Origin of the sequence: Paenibacillus terrigena DSM 21567, from assembly GCF_000374845.1 — a bacterium.
GTDB classification, from domain to species: domain Bacteria; phylum Bacillota; class Bacilli; order Paenibacillales; family Paenibacillaceae; genus Paenibacillus_K; species Paenibacillus_K terrigena.
In genome coordinates, this window is record NZ_KB895413.1 from 266,157 (window position 1) to 284,084 (window position 17,928).

Genomic DNA, 17,928 nt, shown 5'->3' on the forward strand with positions numbered 1-17,928 from the left:
TCTATTGCAGCTCGACAAGAAGTTTCCAGAACTAAACCTTGCCGATGATATTCAAGAGGCAATAGATTTTATGGGTTAGCGTCAATCACGCAATAATGGTTGGCGCTATTTTTATGCTCATTTTCGGACTTACGAAATGTCGGTAAACTTTCGGGTAATAATCGATAGTCGACACGGACTTTAAACGGAGGTAAAACGATGAATAACGAAACTAACCGATTTAGACATAAGCTTAATCTCCAATTATTCGCGGAAGATCCGACACCGACCGATGATCCGCAAGATCCACCGGCTGACCCAACCGATCCGCCTAAGACATTTACGCAAGCCGAACTCGATGATGTTGTCACCAAGCGGCTCGAACGTGAACGTAAGAAATACGTTGACTACGACGATCTCAAAACGAAATTGGCGGAACTTGAAGCCGCTGAGGACGAACGCAAGCGCGGTGAGCTTTCAGAGGTCGAACGAGTTAAAGCGGACTTGGAGCGTGAATCTGGTGCTAAACAAACGCTAGAATCCGAATTGACTTCGTTGCGGGAATCCGTAAAACAAGAACGTATTCGGAACGCGTTTACCTCGGCGGCGACTGCCGCAAAGATTGCGTACATTGACGATGCTTGGTCACTTGCGGATAAGACGGGAATCAATGTTGGCGATGACGGAAGTGTTACAGGAGTAGATGACGTAATCAAATCGCTTGTCGAAACAAAACCGTTCCTAGTCGAGCAGAAGCCGACGCAACCGAGGACGATCGGAGGTCCGACGGATAATCCGCCGCCGGCGCAGAAGACAGCGGAACAATTGCTGAAGGAAGCTGCGGATAAGGCACGCGTGAGTGGGAAATTAGAAGATCAGGCGGCATATGCCAAATTGAAAAGAGAACTAGGTTTATAGCCAAGGCGGTCCCCAATGGATCGTCTTTTTTAATACCCAAAAACCAATATACGGAGGAATCTAAATGTCTAAAATTTTGTCAGGTGAACTAATTGGTAAACGCGAGTCTATTACGGATCAAATCTTGCTTTTGAATGCTTATCAAACACCGCTACTATCTATGTTGGGCTTCAGTACGCCAACAACTCAGGTCGAGCATGTGTGGTTTGAGGACTCTATGTTTGCGGAAGAAAGCATCGTAACTACGGCGACTGCGGTCGATGTAACGTCACTAACTGTAGCGGACGTAGAACCATTCCGCGCCAATCAAGTCGTTAAAGTCAGCGAAGAATTAATCCTCGTTACTGGCGTCGATAAGGTTGCGAAGAAACTTGCGGTAATGCGCGGATATGCCGGGACAACTGCGGCGGCTATCACAGCAAACGCAAAGATCGAAGTCCAATTCGTAGAAGGCGCAGAAGGTGCAGACGCTCGCCAAGGACGCTTCAAGCCGCGCGAACGTAAGTCGAACATTACACAGATTTTCGACGAGACCGTAGAAATTTCCGGCACAGCGGCAGCGGTCGCTCAATACGGGATCGACGATCTTTACGAGTACGAGAAAGCGAAGAAGTTGCTTGAATTGGCGTTACAAGCGGAGAAAGCGTTTATTGGTGGCGTTAAGTATGAAAACGGAACTGTTCGCCAAATGAACGGTGTACGCAACATGATTAAGACTAACGTGACGGACTTGAAGGGCTCCGATTTGACGATCGACGTAATTAACGACTCGTTGCAGTCGATCTATACGAAAGGCGGATTCAAGAACGGGGGTATGTACGAGATTACCGTTCCTGCGAAACAAAAGCGCGTCATCGGTAAATTCGATAAGAGCCTCGTATCTATTCCGCAAGCGGATAATACGCGCGGAACAGTCGTTAATCGTCTTGTGACGGATTTCGGTGAGTTCAACGTATCGATCAACGATAACCTTAACGCTGATGAAACGTTGATTGTCGATAAGAACCGTATGTTCATCCGTCCGCTACAAGGTCGCGATTTCGGACACGAGTACCTCGGCAAGAAAGGCGACTACTTCCAAGGTCAAATCGTCGGCGAATTCACGCTAGAGTTCCAGCAAGAAGCGGCTCACGCACGTATCAAAGGCGCGAAGTAATCGGAGGGAGGACGAGTAAATGGCGGTATTTCATTCGAAGTACCGCGAACTCTCTTTCTACGTCGCTGGCGTGAAGCATTCGTTTTCTAGCGGAAGTTTCTCGACCGATGACGATGAGATTATCGCGGTACTGGATACGATGTTAGATGTCAAGCGAATTGACGAAGAGGTTAACGTAGTAGTATCGGAGGAAAAGCCGACCACTAGGCGTAAGGCCTCCGCTAAATAAGGGAGGTGATCGAGTGGCGGTTAATATAACGGACGCAGATACGTACATCGCTGCGAACTGTATCGATATTGAGGACTGGACAGACTGTGATGAGGCGAAAAAACAACGGATAATCAACGTCGCCCACCGCACATTAACGACCAAGTATCCGAAATTAACGATACCGGATGCGGCTGTGTACGAGTTTTCGAACGAGTTGGCTATTGCGTTTAACGACTCGAACCGGTTGCAGATGCAAGGCATTGCGTCATACTCCGTCACAGGGGTCGCGAGCTTTACGTTTAAGGACTGGGCGAAGTCGGGGGTCGAGGCTTGGATACCGCAATCAGCGCTCGACATTATCGGTGGCGAAAACGGAGTAAAGATAGGCGCGCGCCAGGCGAAATGGACGGTGTTGTAGATGGCGATTATTCCATTGAAGCAAGCGGTAGTCGTCGAACCATTCGCCGGCACCGATCCGGACTGGAACGAACTGGTTTACGGTACTCCTTACTACGAGGATTGTCGTTTTCAAGAGGCTGCAAAGCTCGTACGAAATCAGCGGGGGGACGAGGTAGTAAGCGTAGGAACGTTTATCTTCGACAAGTTGCCGATCATCTCCATAAACGACCGACTTACGTACACAAACGAGAACGGTACGGTGAGAACGTATACGCCAATCGCAATAAGCGTTAGAAGGGCGCTCAACGGTAAGCCGCTATTAACGGAGGTGGACGTTTGATAATGGACTTTAATTTTGACGAGTTCTTCAAGTCGCTGGACTGGTCGAAAGATGCGGTAAGGCAGGGCGCGGAGGAAGGTATGCACGACGCTGCGGACGATTTGCTTCGTATCTCTCGCGACCTGGCTCCGTTAAGAGGCGGAACGTTGCGGCAGACGTCGGGCAAGAACGTAGACGTCGACGATTCGAACGTTACCGGCGAAGTCTATTTTAGCGCTACGGAGGAAAGTACGTCTGGTGAGCGCATCAACTACGCGCTAATCACGCATGAACTCGGAGAATCGTTTAAGAACCCATCGACGCCAGGCACGCAGCCGAAGTATCTCGAACTGCCGCTGAAAGAAAATGCCGAACGGTATAAGCAGATGGTTGTGGACGGCATACGAAGGGAGCTGACGTAATGTTATCGATTACGGATATTACGGACTACCTACGTCGATCTGTTCCGTACACATACGTCGCCAACGAGTTTGGCGCTACCGATACGGACGATTGCGCATATGTGCGGTTGACTGGCGGATATGCCCCGTCACAATGGACGTCGAAACGTAAGCCGTCGTTCCAAATCGTACTCCGCGCGAAGTCGGCGAAAACGGCAGATGCGAGGGCTAACGAGATATACGAGGAGCTTAACGGTAAGACGGAGTTTAGCTTCGGGACTAACCGGATTATCAAATGTATGGCGGACCAATCTAGTCCGATTTATCTCGGTAAAGATGCGAATGGGCGACCGCTATATTCGATTAATTTCACAGTAACAACGATTTAAGGCGATTCCTCACAGGGTCGTCTTTTTATTAACTAATACGGGGGAATGCTTAAATGGCAAGTAACGTTAAGAAAATCGAACTTGGGCCAGCTATCGTCGAATACGGAGACGCTGCGGACAAGGTGCTATTTGAAACTACGATCGGCGGCGTCGTACTAACGGTTGAAACGTCTTATCGTGAACAGAAGATCGACCAGAAAGGCGAGACAGTCGTTTCGAAACGTATTACCGGTCGAAATGCGAAAGTTACCGTACCGTTTGCGGAGTACGAGTTGTCGACAATTCCGAAGATTATGGTAGGTGCAGAGTTGGTTAAAGGTGCTGCTGGAGAAAAAGTGTTGATTAAGACGGGAGTAGGTCAGGACTTAATTACGAAAGTGAAGAAAGTCGTAATCAAACCAGTTGCCGCCAAGGACGATCCGTCGAAATGGGCTACACTACCACTCGCATATCCGGAAACCGACTTGCAATACAACTACGACAACGATAAAGAACGTATCACCAACATCACGTTATCTTCCACGCCTGACGATGCAGACATTATTTTGATTTTAGGCGACGAAAAAGTGACTGCAACAACACCATAACTTAAGGGCGGCGGAAACGTCGCCTTATTTCTTTAATTGGGGGCGAAAATAAATGCTTTTTAAGCGTTCAAATAAATCAGAGACGTTATCCATCGGAGGAAGGCCGGTCCACATCCGAAAAGTTACGATTGCGCAATGGCGCGAACTGTTCGACTCGATTCAAGCGATTCCGCAACTGATAATTTCCGTCATGGCGGCGCCAGCGTCCGAACGTGCCGGATTTTTTGTTTTGGCCTTACGTGAATCATTCGATGATATTGTTCGCGTGACGTCGGTTCTTACGGGGCTAGACGAAGAATTTATCGATGAAAATGCGTCGATTGACGAACTGGTGGCGTACTATACCGCTATGGCAAAGGCGAATAATTTCGGCGAACTATTAAAAAACGCGCAGAGCGTCTTGGGAACGTTGATTCCGCAAGTAGTACGGACTCAAGACGCAACTTAACGTTAGATAAATTTTTTATTGAGTGTGCGGCACGGCTCGGCAAAACGCAGATCGAGTTTGAAAACGGATATTACGTTATGGACTTGTTTGACGTACTCGAATCACAACGTAAGATAGACGCGACAAATTGGCTACAGCAAATTAGCGTCAACTCTGCGCCAAATATGCAGGAAGAGGATTTCCGTAAGTTTATCGGGGATCTGCGAAAAGAGGCTGGATTAGGTGTCGTAACTAAATCGAAGTTTGACGAGGCTGGTTTCGAGGCACTCAAGATGCAGTTAAAAATGGGAATCTAGGGGGTGAATATAATTAGCGGCGCAGTTGATGTAGGCGGGATTAGGGCAAGTTTAGAGGTGGATATTTCTGGCTACAACGTGGGGATCGACAAAGCGAAGCAAAAAGTACAAGAGTTGGGCGCGCAAGGTAAGAAGGCCGCTGACGATTTTAAAGAGATAGAGACCGCGCTTAATGATGTTGGATCAGCCAAAGATAAGATTGGAAAACTAACGTCTACTTTAGATAACGTAAACGCAAAGATAGAGTTGCAACGGGCTAAGCTGGCCGCGCTCAAACAATCGTACGATAGTGCGTTTAATGACGATAGGAAAACGAAGCTCCAAGGTCAAATTTTGAGTACGGAGGCCTCCTTAAACCATCTCATTGATACGTCAGATAAAATAGCGAAAAAGATATGGGATATCGATGAGAGCGCGGTTATCACCGGTGGCGATCTAAAAAAGCTTACAACGCAACTTAAAGAGCTAGGTCTTAGTGACGCCGAAGTCGCGAAAGTAGATCATGCGTTAAAAAACGCAAATCCGGAAATACTACGCGGCCAAATAGCCGAAGTAACTGCGGAAATGAAGCGTCTCGGACTATCCTCGCATGAGATCGATAAGGTAACGCAAGAGTTGACGCAAGTTCAGCGCGAAGGCGAGAAGACTAAAACGTCAATCAGCGGTATGGAATCCGCACTCATGGCGTTGGGCGGAACTGCCGCAATTAAATCGTTGATCTCCGAAATGCGCGAACTAGTTGCGGAGTCTGAACGTATGTATAACGCAACAAAGGGCCTCATCGAGGTATCGAAGAATCTCGGCTATAACGTTGGCGAAGCGACATCGGCCGTCCAGGATATGACGAAGAAAGGCTTTATGAACGCGACCGAGGCGGCCCAGGCGTATAAGACGGCGTTGGCGATGGGTCTCGATATCAAGCAGACTACCGAACTCATCAACGCAATGGGTGATGCGGCGGCATATAACCGTCAAGCTCATTACGGGTGGGGCGAGTCGATCGTTGTTGCGATGGAGGGTATCAAGAACGGTAATAGTACCCTAACCGATTCCGTCGGCGTTACGAAAAACCTCTCCGTCATGCAAGAAGAGTACGCGAAGTCAATCGGAACGACATCCGGAAAGCTGACTGACGCACAAAAGGTACAAGCGGCATATAACGGATTCTTGAAAGAGTCGCAAATATTCGCAGGCAACGCGTCGGCGGCAATGGCGGATTACGCCGGAACGGTTGCGAAATATGACGTCGCTATGCAAACGTTAGAGGCTGGCGTAGGCGACGCGATTAAGCCGATATTTGCGGAGTTGCTCGAAACGATAACGCCGATTATCCAAGCTATTGCGGAATGGGTCGTCGAAAATAAAACGTTAGTATCCGGATTAGTTGGCGCGGCCGCTACGGTTGCGGGACTTGTCGGTGCATTTACGGTACTAGTTGGCGTACTCGGAACGATTAACACGATATTGCCGATACTTAAAGTCGGATTTACTGCACTCGGTTTATCGATGGGTCCGGTAGGTATCGCAATAGGCGTACTTGGCGCAATCGTCGGTGGGCTGGCGGCATATACCGCTCACGCACGTAATGCAGTGAAAGCAGCCGAGGAAATGTCGGATGCTCAACGCAAGCTTAACGATCAATTAGATAAATCGCCGACTCTGCGTAATGCTAACGATTTGAAACAGCTACAATCGCAGGAGAAAGAATTAACGGGAATCCTCGAAGAACGTGCCAAAGTGCAGGAACGACTTAACGAGATTGACGCGATGGGTAAGAGCGGTGAGAGTAGTCCGCATTTAATGGTGGAGGCCGTCAAGCTGAACGATCAACTCAAAGAGATTGATAAACAGCTTAAAACGTTAGGACACGGCAGTTCTGACGAAGCGGCCGTTAATTTACGTAAGATGCGTGAGGAGATCGAAAAGTCATCCGTAGCAATGTTCGAGATGAACAAGGAAGAATACGATGCGCTCGCGGCAAAACGAAGTCACTCAGCCGAGATTGATACGTTAATGGATCGTTATAAGAAGCTAAACGCCGAGAGTAAGTTGACGAACGAACAAAACAACCAGCTTAAAGAGACGATCAACGATCTCAAGAAAGAGTATCCAGACTTAACTTGGGAGATCGACGCACAGGGACGTGCTCGGATAACAAACATCGGTGTAATAGATGATCAGATCGGCGCGGAGAAGAAGTTGCTAGATGCTTCGACTAATTCAGCAACCTCGCAAATAAATAACCTCATTGCAGTAACGGCGGCCAATAAGAAGGCAATTGAAGCGCAGATCAACAACTATATGCAATTAATAAAGGTTATGAGCGCTGCAGCATCACAGTCGACCCAATTCGGACCATTAGCAGATCCTGCTGCTCAAGGATTTACGGATAAATTGGCTAATAAAGCGACGGAACGTTTCGAAAAGGAACTCCAAGCAAAGAAAGATGAACAAGCTGTACTCATCGAAAAAGAGAAAGAAATGCAGCGTAGTCTTCAAAACCTCAAGTCCGGTGAGTTTATCAACGTAGATAAAGGCGGCGGAGGTGGTGGTAAATCTAAGGGCGCTAAGAAGTCCGGTAAATCTGCCGCTGAAATCGCGAAAGACCTCCGTAAGAAGGCATATGACGCCGATATCGCAACGATTAACTATCAAGCGGAAATGTACGATTGGTCTGCGGAACAGCAAATCGCCGCTTACGAAAAGGTTCGCGCCAATCATAAGCAACATTTGAAGGAAACGTTGGATGACGAACGGACGTTAAACTTGCAGATTAAACGGTTAAACGAAGATACCGCCAAGTCACGTTATGACTTTTCTTCCGAATGGATTGCGAAAGAACAGCGCCGGCTCGAAGACGCAGGCAAGTCGGAAGAGGACGTTGCCAAGACGAAACTTGACGCATGGACGCGCCTCCGCGACCGCTATGGTAAGGATACGGAGTTTTATAAGAAAGCGGACGAACAAGTGTACCAGGCGCGCAAGCAACTCGTTAAAGCGCAATTCGACGGTTCATCTTCGTGGGTTGATGCGGAATCTCGTCGAATGGAAGAGGCCGGCAAGTCCGAAGCCGAAATCGAGCGGATGAAATTCGAAGCATGGGCGCGCATCCGCAATCGTTACGACAAAGATACGGAATACTACGTTAAAGCCGACGAAAAACTGTATCAGTCGAAGAAGCGCCTAATCGCTTTAGAGACGAAACTAGCCGACGAATTGACGAAGAAGCAAAAGGTTAACGTTGACGAGGCCAAGAAAGCGGAACTGGCCGCGATCGAAGAACGTAAGAAGGCGTACGAAGCCGACTATAAATCGCGTATTGACGCAATCGACCGATTGATGGCGAAAGAAGCGGAATTGAACTCTGATGCCGATTACGAAACGAAGCTTGCCGAAAAACGTGCGCGGCTTGCGTTGCTCCAATCTGCGGTCGGACCTGACGGGATTAAGGAACGCGAAGACATAGAGAAAGAAATCGAACGCATGCAACTCGAACATGACCGAGATATACGCAAGCGCGAATTGGAATCGCAGAAGCAAGCGATCCAAGACGAGAAGTCTCAGCGTGACGACGCATTTGCTCGCGAAAAGTCCGACGTCGAAGCGAAGTATGATGCGTTAAAGTCCGCATTCGATTCGTTCAGTGGCGACGTCAAATCGATCGAATCCGCAATTGCTGACTTCCGCGTTAAGTCTAACGTTGAAACTAACGCGCAAATTCTCTCCGACCTTGATTCATTCGTTGCGCAGTATAACGCTAAAATGTCATCGATCCAATCGGTAGGTGCCGGAGTTAATCCTGACCTCACGGAATACAACGCTAATAAGGACGCTTGGGCATCGGCAAAAGCGCGCGGAGATAAGACGGAAATGGCGAGGCTAAACGCACGAAACGAAGAACTGCGTAAGCTTTATGGGATCTCGTCGGATACTGGCAAACTTCCGTCGTTCGACGTTGGTGGCGTTGTTCCAGGTGCTGTCGGTCAACCGATGCAGGCGATCATCCACGGTGGGGAAGCGATCTTTAATCAGCGGCAATTAGCGAGTCTCTTCGCGTTACTCGACGCACCAATTACAGGTTCGTCGGGTCGGTTCGAGCGATCGGTGCCAGTTACGGAAATTACGAATCATATCGATATGTCCGTTAATGACGTGGTGCTCGAAGATCGTGCGGACATTGAGACGATGTACTCCGAGCGCGAACGAGTGGCGACAAGGCTGCGATCAACGGGGGTGAAGACGGCTTGAAGTATGACGTAAAAATCAACGGAATATGGTTATCAACGTTAGGCGCTGCTCTCTTTGAGCGGCGTCTTCCTATTTTACCGGAAGTTAGCGAATCGACCGTGAAAATTGCGGGACAGGACGGTGAGCTTTCGTTCGGTTCAACGTACGATCCGCGACGAATTGACTTGACGTTGTATATCGAAGCTCCGGCTAATCAATTTCACACAGCGCTCGCGAAGTTGGCGCGCCTATTTAACGGAAATCGGAAAGAGATGACGCTAGAGTTTTCGGACTTACCTAACCGGATATACCGCGTTGTCAATAACGGGACCCTTGCGTTGGACGGACAGGTCGGTAGTCGAATGGTCAACGTATCGCTCAAAGCTAACGATCCGTGGCCGGAGAGTTCCGAGCGAGTATACGAGACAACTATTACGAAATCACCGGAATTCGTGACGATAGAATCCATCGGAGACGTACGTGCTCAACCGATTCTAGTGCTGACTAATACAGGGGCAACTACAATACGCGGCTTCAAGATAAAGAACGAATATACGATTCAGGAGGCGTAATATATGAATATTTCAAATTGGTTATCAGCGGCGATGTTGAATGCAGCTTTACGCAATACGACGTTTACTCCGCCAAGTACGATATATCTAGCGCTTTATACGTCGGACCCTACGCAAGCGGACACAGGGACGGAAGTGTCGGGCGGCTCTTATAAACGATTGCCTATCACGTTTAGTGTGCCTGCGTTGGAGAACGGAAACCAGACGGTGAAAAATATGGCTGACGTTGAGTTTCCGATTGCTACGTCTGATTGGGGACTGATTACTCACGTTGGATTACGGACGGCGTTAACAGGTGGGAATCTTTTGTGGACGAAGGCGATTGATAACGCGCGGACAATTATGAACGGAGACAAAGTGAAATTTTTAAAAGATAGTACAATTGTTCGATTCATCCAATAGAGAGAAGGGAGGTCATACATTTGACGACTAAAGCAATGTATTCAGCTATGATAAATAGTCCAGGAACCGAATTAACGAGCAATATAACGGCGGCTGCTACGAGTATTACGGTTGTAAATGGATCTACATTGCCACCGGCGCCAAACTTGGCAACGATCGGCACAGATGAAACGGCTGAAACGATTCGGTACACTGCGATTAACGGGAACGTTCTGACAGTTGAACGTGGATTCCAAGGTGCGGCGAAGTCATGGAGCGCAGGGGCGAAAGTAGCGCGGTACTATACCGCATACGACCACGATACGTTCAAAGGAAACATCGAAGAGATATCGAAACAATTGGACACGGTGCAGCTCACTAAAACCATCGGCCCCGGTGCTAACCTAATCAATGCAGATCAAGCATCAGCATTAGATATGACGGTATATGGGGCGTCACGGACAAACCTGTTAGGGGACAATGGCACATTAAAAGATAGCAATAGTGACGGGTTAGCAGATGGATTCAATAAAGGCAGCACTCTTATCAATTACAGTTTTGTGAATGGTTATCAGAGACTAACATCGTTGACTACTTCAACAGCAGCAGACAGATATGTCGCGAAATTTGGTATTAGTGTTAAAGCCGGAAAGAAATATGTTTTCATTGCTGATATTGTTACTGATGGCGTAGCTCCAGCCAATTTGCTTGTCTCGATGGGGACAGGAAATATTAATGGTGCGGCGAGTTCACAGTCCACAGAGAATAAGACGCATTTTGTAAAGGTGTATGCAACTGTCGATGCGGATAATGCTAATGTAGCCTGCTACAATCGTATTACTGCTGGGCAAGATGGATGGGTACAATTCAAGGACGTGGATTTCTACGAGGTTGATGATGCAATTTACAACGCCATCGGCACCACAATCACAGAGAGCAACATCCGAGACTATTTCCCGCATGTTGATGGACGTAAGCATGTACAGGGTGTAGTGATCACTAATCGTGGTAAAAACAACTTTGACGGCGAAATAGTTCAAGTCAATAAGGCGTCTTTTTCGAAACTAGGCGTAAATAGCCTTGAAGTCACGTCTGAGACGACAACGTTTTGCCGTGCTGATTCAAGCCGTATACCTGTATTGCCAAACACAAACTATACAATTAGTGCAGTGTTAACGAATGTGAGTGGAGCTGATATTCCACGGCTAAGCATAAGAAAAGGAAGCAATCCGGGTGTCTCTATTTTTAACAACCTGGAGGGTGAAGGTCTAACTTCGTTGACTTTCAACACTGCCAACGAGACTGAGGTAGTTCTCTATTTCTATGGTAATCTCTCAACAGGTACAGTCCAGAAAAAGCGATTTGAAAAAGTGCAATTGGAGCTTGGAAGTGTTGCAACACCATTCGAACCACGTGAAGACCAACGAATCCTATTGCCTGTCACTCTCGGAGAGGTCGGCGGAGTACGTGATTCGGTCGATGTAAGAGGGACAGAAGCGACGTTGACGAAGCGTGTAGAAAAGGATTATTTAGTCGATGGTTCTTTGTCACCATACTTCCAGTCTAATCATACTGGGTATAAACGTGTCAAATTGTCACTTCCAACTAGTTACGCTAACGATAACGGGCGCTTAGTGAAATATAACGGTGTATCAATGAAACAAGATAACGTCAACAATGCCAGCAATGAGCCTGATACATTTCGGGTGAATTCAGCTTATAACGGTCTTGTATTCTCTATAGCTGGTTCGGAATCAGGATGGGTTGACACAATAGAGCCGACTTCCAGTGCGATGAAGGCTCTATTAAATGGATGGAAAGCTAATGCTAATAATGGATCAGCATATACTTCATGGACTTCTATACTTGATGGAAGTGTGCCGACTACGAATACAGTTGCATGGGTCGCTGCAAACAAAGCGCCAAACTGGATTGGATTTGCTGCCCTTGATTATGCACTTGCTACACCAGTAATAAGTAAAGTAACCGATGCAGACGGGGCGATTTCGCTTCATCCGGGTGGTAACATGATCACGGTTGAATCTGGCGTCGTTATCCGGGAGAAGGCAAATCCCGTCGCGGGAACAAATTTCTATAACATTAACTATACAGGAACAACACCACCATCAAATTTAAAGTACAAGAATAGTCGGATTCTAGCCGTGTACAAAGGGGCGTCGCTAGATCCATCCTGGAGTATTATTAACGATACGTTTTATGCTTACGGTAAACAAATCGCCCAAATGCCGAAAGAAAAATATGACTCAACTAAAGAGTATTTTGTGACTTACTTGCTACTGGACAAGTACGCTTTATCCGCAAACGTTACGCAAGTGGACGTACAGTATAAGGCTGGGCTTAACGGTACAGTGTCAGATAACGTCAACAACATTGCACGATTGATCACTGAGAACGACGCGCAGAATTACGCTGAAATGTACATCCAAGCCATGGCAGAGAATAATGCAAAGGACCTCAAGGATCACAAAGCGAGTTTAAGCGCGCATGATACGACTGCCATCACAAACAGCGACACGGCTAACTTTCCTGCCATGCCAAAGCTTTCGGATGTTCTCGCCTATTTAAAGTCGCTTGCCAATAACCTTAAATCCAAGGTTGCAGGGGCTATTGGCGCACCATTAACTGCAACCGATACAGCGGATCAGATGGAGACGAAGATTAATACGATCAAGACGACCGCAGCGACAAACTTGACCGCGAAAGGCGTGACTGCATCTGCGTCAGAGACTATGACATCATTGGTAAATAAGATTGCACAGATTATACGCGGTCAAGGTAACGCAACGGCTGCGGATGTATTGAGTCCTAAGTCATTTACCGGTGATAGCGGAGTTGTTCAGACTGGCACAATGCCTAACTTGACAGGCATACGAATCGCTACTGGAGCCAGTAGGTGGCCCGATGGGGCATTGGCAGTTTACCCAGAGCAGGGGTATCAAAAAGGCGGACCTGGTGATGGGGAAATAAAGGTTAACACTGCACAGCTACAACAGGCCGAAGGAACATTTGCGGCGAGGAATATCGTAGTAGGGACGACTATTTTTGGCTTGGCTGGAACCGCAAAACAGGGTCCAGAATATAGTACACTGCTTGAGTCAAGTCAGAGCCAAACAAGTAATAAAAATATTAACCCAATACCCTTCACGATAGTCCGTCAAGTAGCACCTATCGGTAACGTATCCATTAACGGCTATGGCGAGGTTGAGATTATTGCAACCGTCAATAGTACAACGACGCCGAGTCAACTTGACGTTACTCTTACTAGGGCTATAGACTTCACTAACGTAAGATATATTGTGTTCAGTTTTTCAACGGGGTACAGCGGGGTTTCAGATGGCAATGCAACCTTTCAATTTGGATTGAAGAGTAGCATGACTGCGGGTCATGGTAATATGGTTAAAAAATACTCTAGCTATTTGAACAGCTCCAAAACGAATGACTATGCGAACTTTGTATACTTCAATGTCAGTGATATTATTGGGATGCACTATGTGGCTTGTGATAATGATTTGGTTATAAATGTAGCAGGCTATACAAATCAAATGACAACTAAGCTTAAAACTATTTACCTAATATGTGAATAAGGGAGAGTGTGCTATGTACGTGTACGCATTAATTAATGAACGTAATGAAGTGCTGGAGATCAAAGAGACTGAGATTCAAAACAGCAATGAGAGCATGAGGGTTGTCCAAGTGACTGGGTTCAAAGAGGGTGATGAAATTAACTTCTATCTTATCATCAACGATATCAACGAAGACGGCATCGTAACCTCATACTCTGGAGTTAAACAGAACCCATACGTAAAAGAGCTGCTTACAAAGAATGCGGAGTTAAGAGCTAAGCAGGACCTTATGCAGACAGCTATGGATGATCTAATTCTTGGGGGTGTTCTATAATATGGCGGCATACATGGCACAGCGTATCATTGATAAGGCTCAGGATTACGATTATGTAATCAGCAAGCGTCCTGACCTAAAGGTAGGAATTGATGCGTATTTAACGAGTAAGGATAGACAAGATTTAATCACAGCTTAAGCGCCGCCAATATGGTAGGCGCTATTTTTATGCCGATAAACGGAGGTAAAGATTAATGAATAAACTCAAAACGGTAATACCGCATGTTTAATCTAAGTCCGTTCAATCTCTCGCCATACAATCGTCCGTCCTACGTTCAGATTTACTTTAACGTCACAGTAGGTTCCGCAACGGACGCCTCCTCACGGTTAAGCATCGATATGCCGGCATATGTCACGATCGACTCGAAATCGGACTTTTTCGCGAATTATACTCGCGAGATATCGCTAGCGCCCGGTGTATTCGGTACTGCGACCCAGTTGCTGACCGCGTTTGTACTCGAACGGTTAGCCGGAGTAAGCGTAGATTCATCAACGGAATTTGACGTAAAAATAACGCACTCCCACGTCGATACGATTTCGTTTACTGGCGACTTTAAGCCCGGCGATCGACTCGTTATTGATACGAAGAAAATGACGGTGACGCTCAACGGACAAAACGCGATGCACCTCGTTGATGGCGACTTTTTCTCACTCGTCCTCGGTACGAACTTAATTACGTATTCTGACGGCGAGATGGCCCGCGACATTCTAACGCGCATCACGCATCGCGACAAATTCTTATACTAACGGAGGTGGTTCGTTGTATCTCGAATCATACGATAAAAATAGACGGCGTACCGGCGTGCTTGTTGACGCAACGGATATCCAACGAAAGAGACGGCTCAATTCCGATTATGAGCTGTCTTTTTTAGTTCCGATGACGTCCGCCGACTTCCGCGATAAGCTTCAACTCAAGGGCCACGTTAAGGACGAGCGCGGTCAGTATTACGTTATTAATTCGCGCCAGCGGGTGCGAGATGGGCGAAAGTTAACCGCATCCGTATCGTGTTCGCACGTTATGTTTAAGCTGACGGATTATAAGATTCCGTATGCATCATATATATCCGAAGCGTACGGCGTCCATATCACAACGTTGCTTAACGTGATTTCGGCGGCGACCGGCGGCAAGTTTACGTTCAGTGTCGACGATACTTTCACGCTACATGACGTCAAAGATTGGGGGCGTGGCAATGCACTCCAAGCGCTCAACGACGTAATCAAGATGTATGAGTGCGAAGTCGAGCCGGACAATTTTACGATCCATATTCGTAAGAAGATCGGCACGGATAACGGTTTACAATATCGGCTCGGCAAGAACGTCGTGTCGACGAATTTTAAGGACGATGCCGGTTCGCTAGTCACGCGCATGTTTGCGCAGATGAAGGACGGCCGAACGTGGATCGGACAGCCTGCGTCGATATTGACGGACGAAGAACGCGGTCTATTATCGCAAGTGCCTGGCGCCGTAGTCGACGGCAAGTTAGCGGTAAACTACTTGATATCACCATATCAGTCGACGTGGGCCAACGATACCAATCCGTTTTTCGACGGTGAGATTATCGAGCAGGATATCGAGAACCCCGTCCAATTGCTTGATGCGGCGCGTACGGCTTTGCGTAAGAACGAAATTCCTGCGTTAGAAGTTTCCGTATCGGCGGCGGATCTATTTAAACTCGATAAGACGGAACCGCGACCGAGCCTCGGCGATATTGTTACGTTGATAGACCCGGAGTTGGGCGTCGTCGACGTTAGCGCTCGTATAACTGAGATAACGGAATACCCGTACACAACAGAGAAGCACGCACAGGTGACGGTATCCAATGCTATGATACGGGACTTTACGGATATCATCGCTGACCTTGAAAAGTCGAAGAATATCGTCGATAACCTGTTCAGCGGCGGCAAGATACGGACGGAGGCATTCGAGGCGTTCGCGAATCAAGCGATCAAGGACATTAACGCATCCAAGACGGAAATCAAATACGATGAGCGCGGAATTATATTGATAAGCAAATTAGACAATCGGAATCAAGTTGCGCTTACCTCCAACGGTATAGTTGTATCGACTGACGGCATGAAGACCGCTAGAGCAGCTATTACTGACGGGAAGATTGTCGCGGAACTTATCGTCGGTCAAATCGGTAACTTTGCGTCATTGCTCATAGGTTCTGGAAACAACGTCACGCAGATTAATACGAAAGGCATCGCGGCGGGCCACACAGATTTCAACTCGGCTCCTGCCCGTATTGACATGCAAGGTAACGCTGTATTCAATAAGTTGACGGCCAACTCTGCACAAATCAATACGTCGAACGTGAACGGGTCAACCTGGAAAGATGGATACTTCACGGGTAATGTTACGGCGCAGGGAGAGATAACAGGTGGTACGATTACCGGCGCATTAATCCGTACGGCGGCGAGTGGGCAGCGTATTGAATTGGATGCAAGCGGACTTTACGCGAAAGACAGTTCCAATAGAATACGCGTATCTATCGCACAATCCGGTAAATATGGCGTGGCTGGCGTTGAGTTGAGCGATGAGAGCGGTTCGTTTAGGGGCGGTGTCTACGGCGTATATGAAGGCCTTTACCTTGAGGCGCCTAAGATGATGAATCTATATAGTCCGCGAATTGCAATGAACGGCTTTGTAGATTTTGGAAACGCAAGTGTAAGTGGTATTTCTAAAAGCTCAATAACTGGATTAGACACGGAGCTTACCTCGATACGCCTTCAGATTGACGGAAAAGCATCAAAAGGGTCGCAGACAGATTCGGCTGGTCCTTATAATTGTGGAATTCCAATAGGAACTCAGTTCAAATCTACCGATGGCGCAGTATATACTTGGGCTGGCGTTCCCTCTCACTCACATAATCAGAGGTAATATATTTCATCCCGTTGGTTGGGTTATGTTGTATAATGAGAGAAATACTTCAATCAAGGGGATGGTACTTTTATGAAGAAATTTTTAGCAGGATTGATTGTCGGACTATGTATATTTGCTAGTACAACTGTTTTTGCTGATTCTATTAAAAGTTTGGTAGGGAGTAAGGTAGACGGTACTTTTGAGGTATATTACCAAGGAAAGAAAATAGGTGATGCACCTTCTATCGATAGCGCTACGTACCTTCCTGTACGTAAAATGAGTAATATTGCAGGGATGAATGTTAACGTCGAAGGGAAGCGGATATATTTGACTGACACAACAACTCAAGGATTAACAGACGCTGAAGTTGACGCTATTAACCAAAAAAGAGGAAAGATACAAGGACAGATCGACATCCTATCGGCAAACATAAAAACGTATGAACAAAATATTGAAGCTAAAAAGGGTGAGATTTCTGATTATGAGAAAAGGATTCCCGAAGCTAAAGCTATGATACCAAAAGGTCGCGAAGATGATCCTATCTATCAACTTGGAGTAAACGCGCTTAACGAAAAAATAGCAAAAGCTAACGAGGATATCAAAACAAACGAAGCAAAAATCACCGCCGCTCAAGCAGAAATCGAAACGTTGAACAGCGAGTTAAGTAAGTTGAAATAATAGCATATAAATAAAATAATTGCTTGAGTAGGTGGTTTTAGTGGAATCTCAAGAAAATTACGGTAGGATTGTTGAGTTAGAAGGTAAAGAAAAACGTAGAGACGAATCTAATAGTAAGTACGTCGGTTGCTTTTTGGGAATTACTCTGATCTCGACTGGTATTATTATCTCGTTTACAGGAATCGG

At 46.9% G+C, this 17,928-nt stretch carries 19 protein-coding genes; all 19 read left to right on the forward strand.

Going from position 1 to position 17,928, the window contains the following annotated elements; translation table 11 throughout:
* Positions 1-198: 198 nt before the first annotated feature.
* The 19 genes from C558_RS30435 to C558_RS32400 all read left to right on the forward strand — a co-directional run bounded on the left by C558_RS30435 (position 199) and on the right by C558_RS32400 (position 17,742).
* Positions 199-897, forward strand: coding sequence for a phage scaffolding protein (locus C558_RS30435; RefSeq protein ID WP_018755194.1), 699 nt, complete (start codon positions 199-201; stop codon positions 895-897).
* A 64-nt stretch (positions 898-961) separates the two neighbouring features.
* Positions 962-2,053: an SU10 major capsid protein gene (locus C558_RS0105270; RefSeq protein ID WP_018755195.1), complete on the forward strand. Its 1,092-nt coding sequence runs from the start codon at positions 962-964 to the stop codon at positions 2,051-2,053.
* Between the two features lie 19 nt (positions 2,054-2,072).
* A complete protein-coding gene (locus C558_RS0105275) occupies positions 2,073-2,282 on the forward strand; it encodes a hypothetical protein (RefSeq protein ID WP_018755196.1) in 210 nt (69 codons plus the stop codon).
* A 13-nt stretch (positions 2,283-2,295) separates the two neighbouring features.
* A complete protein-coding gene (locus C558_RS0105280; protein ID WP_018755197.1) occupies positions 2,296-2,682 on the forward strand; it encodes a hypothetical protein in 387 nt (128 codons plus the stop codon).
* Entirely contained in the window at positions 2,683-3,003 is a 321-nt protein-coding gene (locus tag C558_RS32390) for a hypothetical protein (RefSeq protein WP_018755198.1), read from the forward strand.
* A gap of 2 nt (positions 3,004-3,005) precedes the next feature.
* Positions 3,006-3,404 carry a hypothetical protein gene (locus tag C558_RS0105290; RefSeq protein ID WP_018755199.1) on the forward strand — a complete coding sequence of 133 codons (399 nt, stop codon included), beginning with the start codon at positions 3,006-3,008 and terminating at the stop codon, positions 3,402-3,404.
* Entirely contained in the window at positions 3,404-3,772 is a 369-nt protein-coding gene (locus C558_RS30445) for a minor capsid protein (protein ID WP_018755200.1), read from the forward strand. The genes C558_RS0105290 and C558_RS30445 overlap by 1 nt, the downstream gene beginning before the upstream one ends.
* 53 nt (positions 3,773-3,825) lie before the next feature.
* Entirely contained in the window at positions 3,826-4,359 is a 534-nt protein-coding gene (locus C558_RS0105300; protein WP_018755201.1) for a hypothetical protein, read from the forward strand.
* 52 nt (positions 4,360-4,411) lie between these two features.
* Complete coding sequence (locus C558_RS0105305) at positions 4,412-4,807, forward strand: hypothetical protein (protein WP_018755202.1); 396 nt, start codon at positions 4,412-4,414, stop codon at positions 4,805-4,807.
* Positions 4,808-4,884: 77 nt separating this feature from the next.
* Positions 4,885-5,103 carry a hypothetical protein gene (locus C558_RS0105310; protein ID WP_018755203.1) on the forward strand — a complete coding sequence of 73 codons (219 nt, stop codon included), beginning with the start codon at positions 4,885-4,887 and terminating at the stop codon, positions 5,101-5,103.
* 3 nt (positions 5,104-5,106) lie between these two features.
* Complete coding sequence (locus C558_RS0105315) at positions 5,107-9,351, forward strand: hypothetical protein (protein WP_018755204.1); 4,245 nt, start codon at positions 5,107-5,109, stop codon at positions 9,349-9,351.
* Positions 9,348-9,902 (forward strand): phage tail domain-containing protein, encoded by a 555-nt coding sequence (locus C558_RS0105320; RefSeq protein WP_018755205.1) that lies wholly within the window; start codon positions 9,348-9,350, stop codon positions 9,900-9,902. Before C558_RS0105315 ends, C558_RS0105320 begins: the two co-directional genes overlap by 4 nt.
* A gap of 3 nt (positions 9,903-9,905) precedes the next feature.
* Entirely contained in the window at positions 9,906-10,304 is a 399-nt protein-coding gene (locus tag C558_RS0105325; RefSeq protein ID WP_018755206.1) for a phage tail fiber protein, read from the forward strand.
* A 20-nt stretch (positions 10,305-10,324) separates the two neighbouring features.
* Positions 10,325-13,888, forward strand: a complete 3,564-nt coding sequence (locus C558_RS0105330) for a hypothetical protein (protein ID WP_018755207.1) — start codon at positions 10,325-10,327, stop codon at positions 13,886-13,888.
* Between the two features lie 13 nt (positions 13,889-13,901).
* A complete protein-coding gene (locus tag C558_RS0105335; RefSeq protein ID WP_018755208.1) occupies positions 13,902-14,201 on the forward strand; it encodes a hypothetical protein in 300 nt (99 codons plus the stop codon).
* A 13-nt stretch (positions 14,202-14,214) separates the two neighbouring features.
* Positions 14,215-14,340, forward strand: coding sequence for a hypothetical protein (locus tag C558_RS34935; RefSeq protein WP_281167103.1), 126 nt, complete (start codon positions 14,215-14,217; stop codon positions 14,338-14,340).
* An 83-nt stretch (positions 14,341-14,423) separates the two neighbouring features.
* The gene (locus C558_RS32395; protein ID WP_018755210.1) at positions 14,424-14,948 is read left to right on the forward strand and encodes a phage distal tail protein; all 525 of its coding nucleotides are present in this window, start codon (positions 14,424-14,426) and stop codon (positions 14,946-14,948) included.
* Between the two features lie 13 nt (positions 14,949-14,961).
* On the forward strand, positions 14,962-17,082 hold the full coding sequence (locus C558_RS0105350) for a phage tail spike protein (RefSeq protein ID WP_018755211.1): 2,121 nt from the start codon (positions 14,962-14,964) through the stop codon (positions 17,080-17,082).
* Between the two features lie 72 nt (positions 17,083-17,154).
* Entirely contained in the window at positions 17,155-17,742 is a 588-nt protein-coding gene (locus C558_RS32400) for a coiled-coil domain-containing protein (protein ID WP_018755212.1), read from the forward strand.
* Positions 17,743-17,928 lie beyond the last annotated feature (186 nt).

What these genes read in the sequence shown, in the direction of transcription:
- C558_RS30435 (WP_018755194.1), top strand. Translation starts at nt 199, where the DNA reads ATGAATAACGAAACTAACCGATTTAGACATAAGCTTAATCTCCAATTA.
- C558_RS0105270 (WP_018755195.1), top strand. Translation starts at nt 962, where the DNA reads ATGTCTAAAATTTTGTCAGGTGAACTAATTGGTAAACGCGAGTCTATT.
- C558_RS0105275 (WP_018755196.1), top strand. Translation starts at nt 2,073, where the DNA reads ATGGCGGTATTTCATTCGAAGTACCGCGAACTCTCTTTCTACGTCGCT.
- C558_RS32390 (WP_018755198.1), top strand. Translation starts at nt 2,683, where the DNA reads ATGGCGATTATTCCATTGAAGCAAGCGGTAGTCGTCGAACCATTCGCC.
- C558_RS0105290 (WP_018755199.1), top strand. Translation starts at nt 3,006, where the DNA reads ATGGACTTTAATTTTGACGAGTTCTTCAAGTCGCTGGACTGGTCGAAA.
- C558_RS30445 (WP_018755200.1), top strand. Translation starts at nt 3,404, where the DNA reads ATGTTATCGATTACGGATATTACGGACTACCTACGTCGATCTGTTCCG.
- C558_RS0105300 (WP_018755201.1), top strand. Translation starts at nt 3,826, where the DNA reads ATGGCAAGTAACGTTAAGAAAATCGAACTTGGGCCAGCTATCGTCGAA.
- C558_RS0105305 (WP_018755202.1), top strand. Translation starts at nt 4,412, where the DNA reads ATGCTTTTTAAGCGTTCAAATAAATCAGAGACGTTATCCATCGGAGGA.
- C558_RS0105310 (WP_018755203.1), top strand. Translation starts at nt 4,885, where the DNA reads ATGGACTTGTTTGACGTACTCGAATCACAACGTAAGATAGACGCGACA.
- C558_RS0105325 (WP_018755206.1), top strand. Translation starts at nt 9,906, where the DNA reads ATGAATATTTCAAATTGGTTATCAGCGGCGATGTTGAATGCAGCTTTA.
- C558_RS0105335 (WP_018755208.1), top strand. Translation starts at nt 13,902, where the DNA reads ATGTACGTGTACGCATTAATTAATGAACGTAATGAAGTGCTGGAGATC.
- C558_RS34935 (WP_281167103.1), top strand. Translation starts at nt 14,215, where the DNA reads ATGGCACAGCGTATCATTGATAAGGCTCAGGATTACGATTATGTAATC.
- C558_RS32395 (WP_018755210.1), top strand. Translation starts at nt 14,424, where the DNA reads ATGTTTAATCTAAGTCCGTTCAATCTCTCGCCATACAATCGTCCGTCC.
- C558_RS32400 (WP_018755212.1), top strand. Translation starts at nt 17,155, where the DNA reads ATGAAGAAATTTTTAGCAGGATTGATTGTCGGACTATGTATATTTGCT.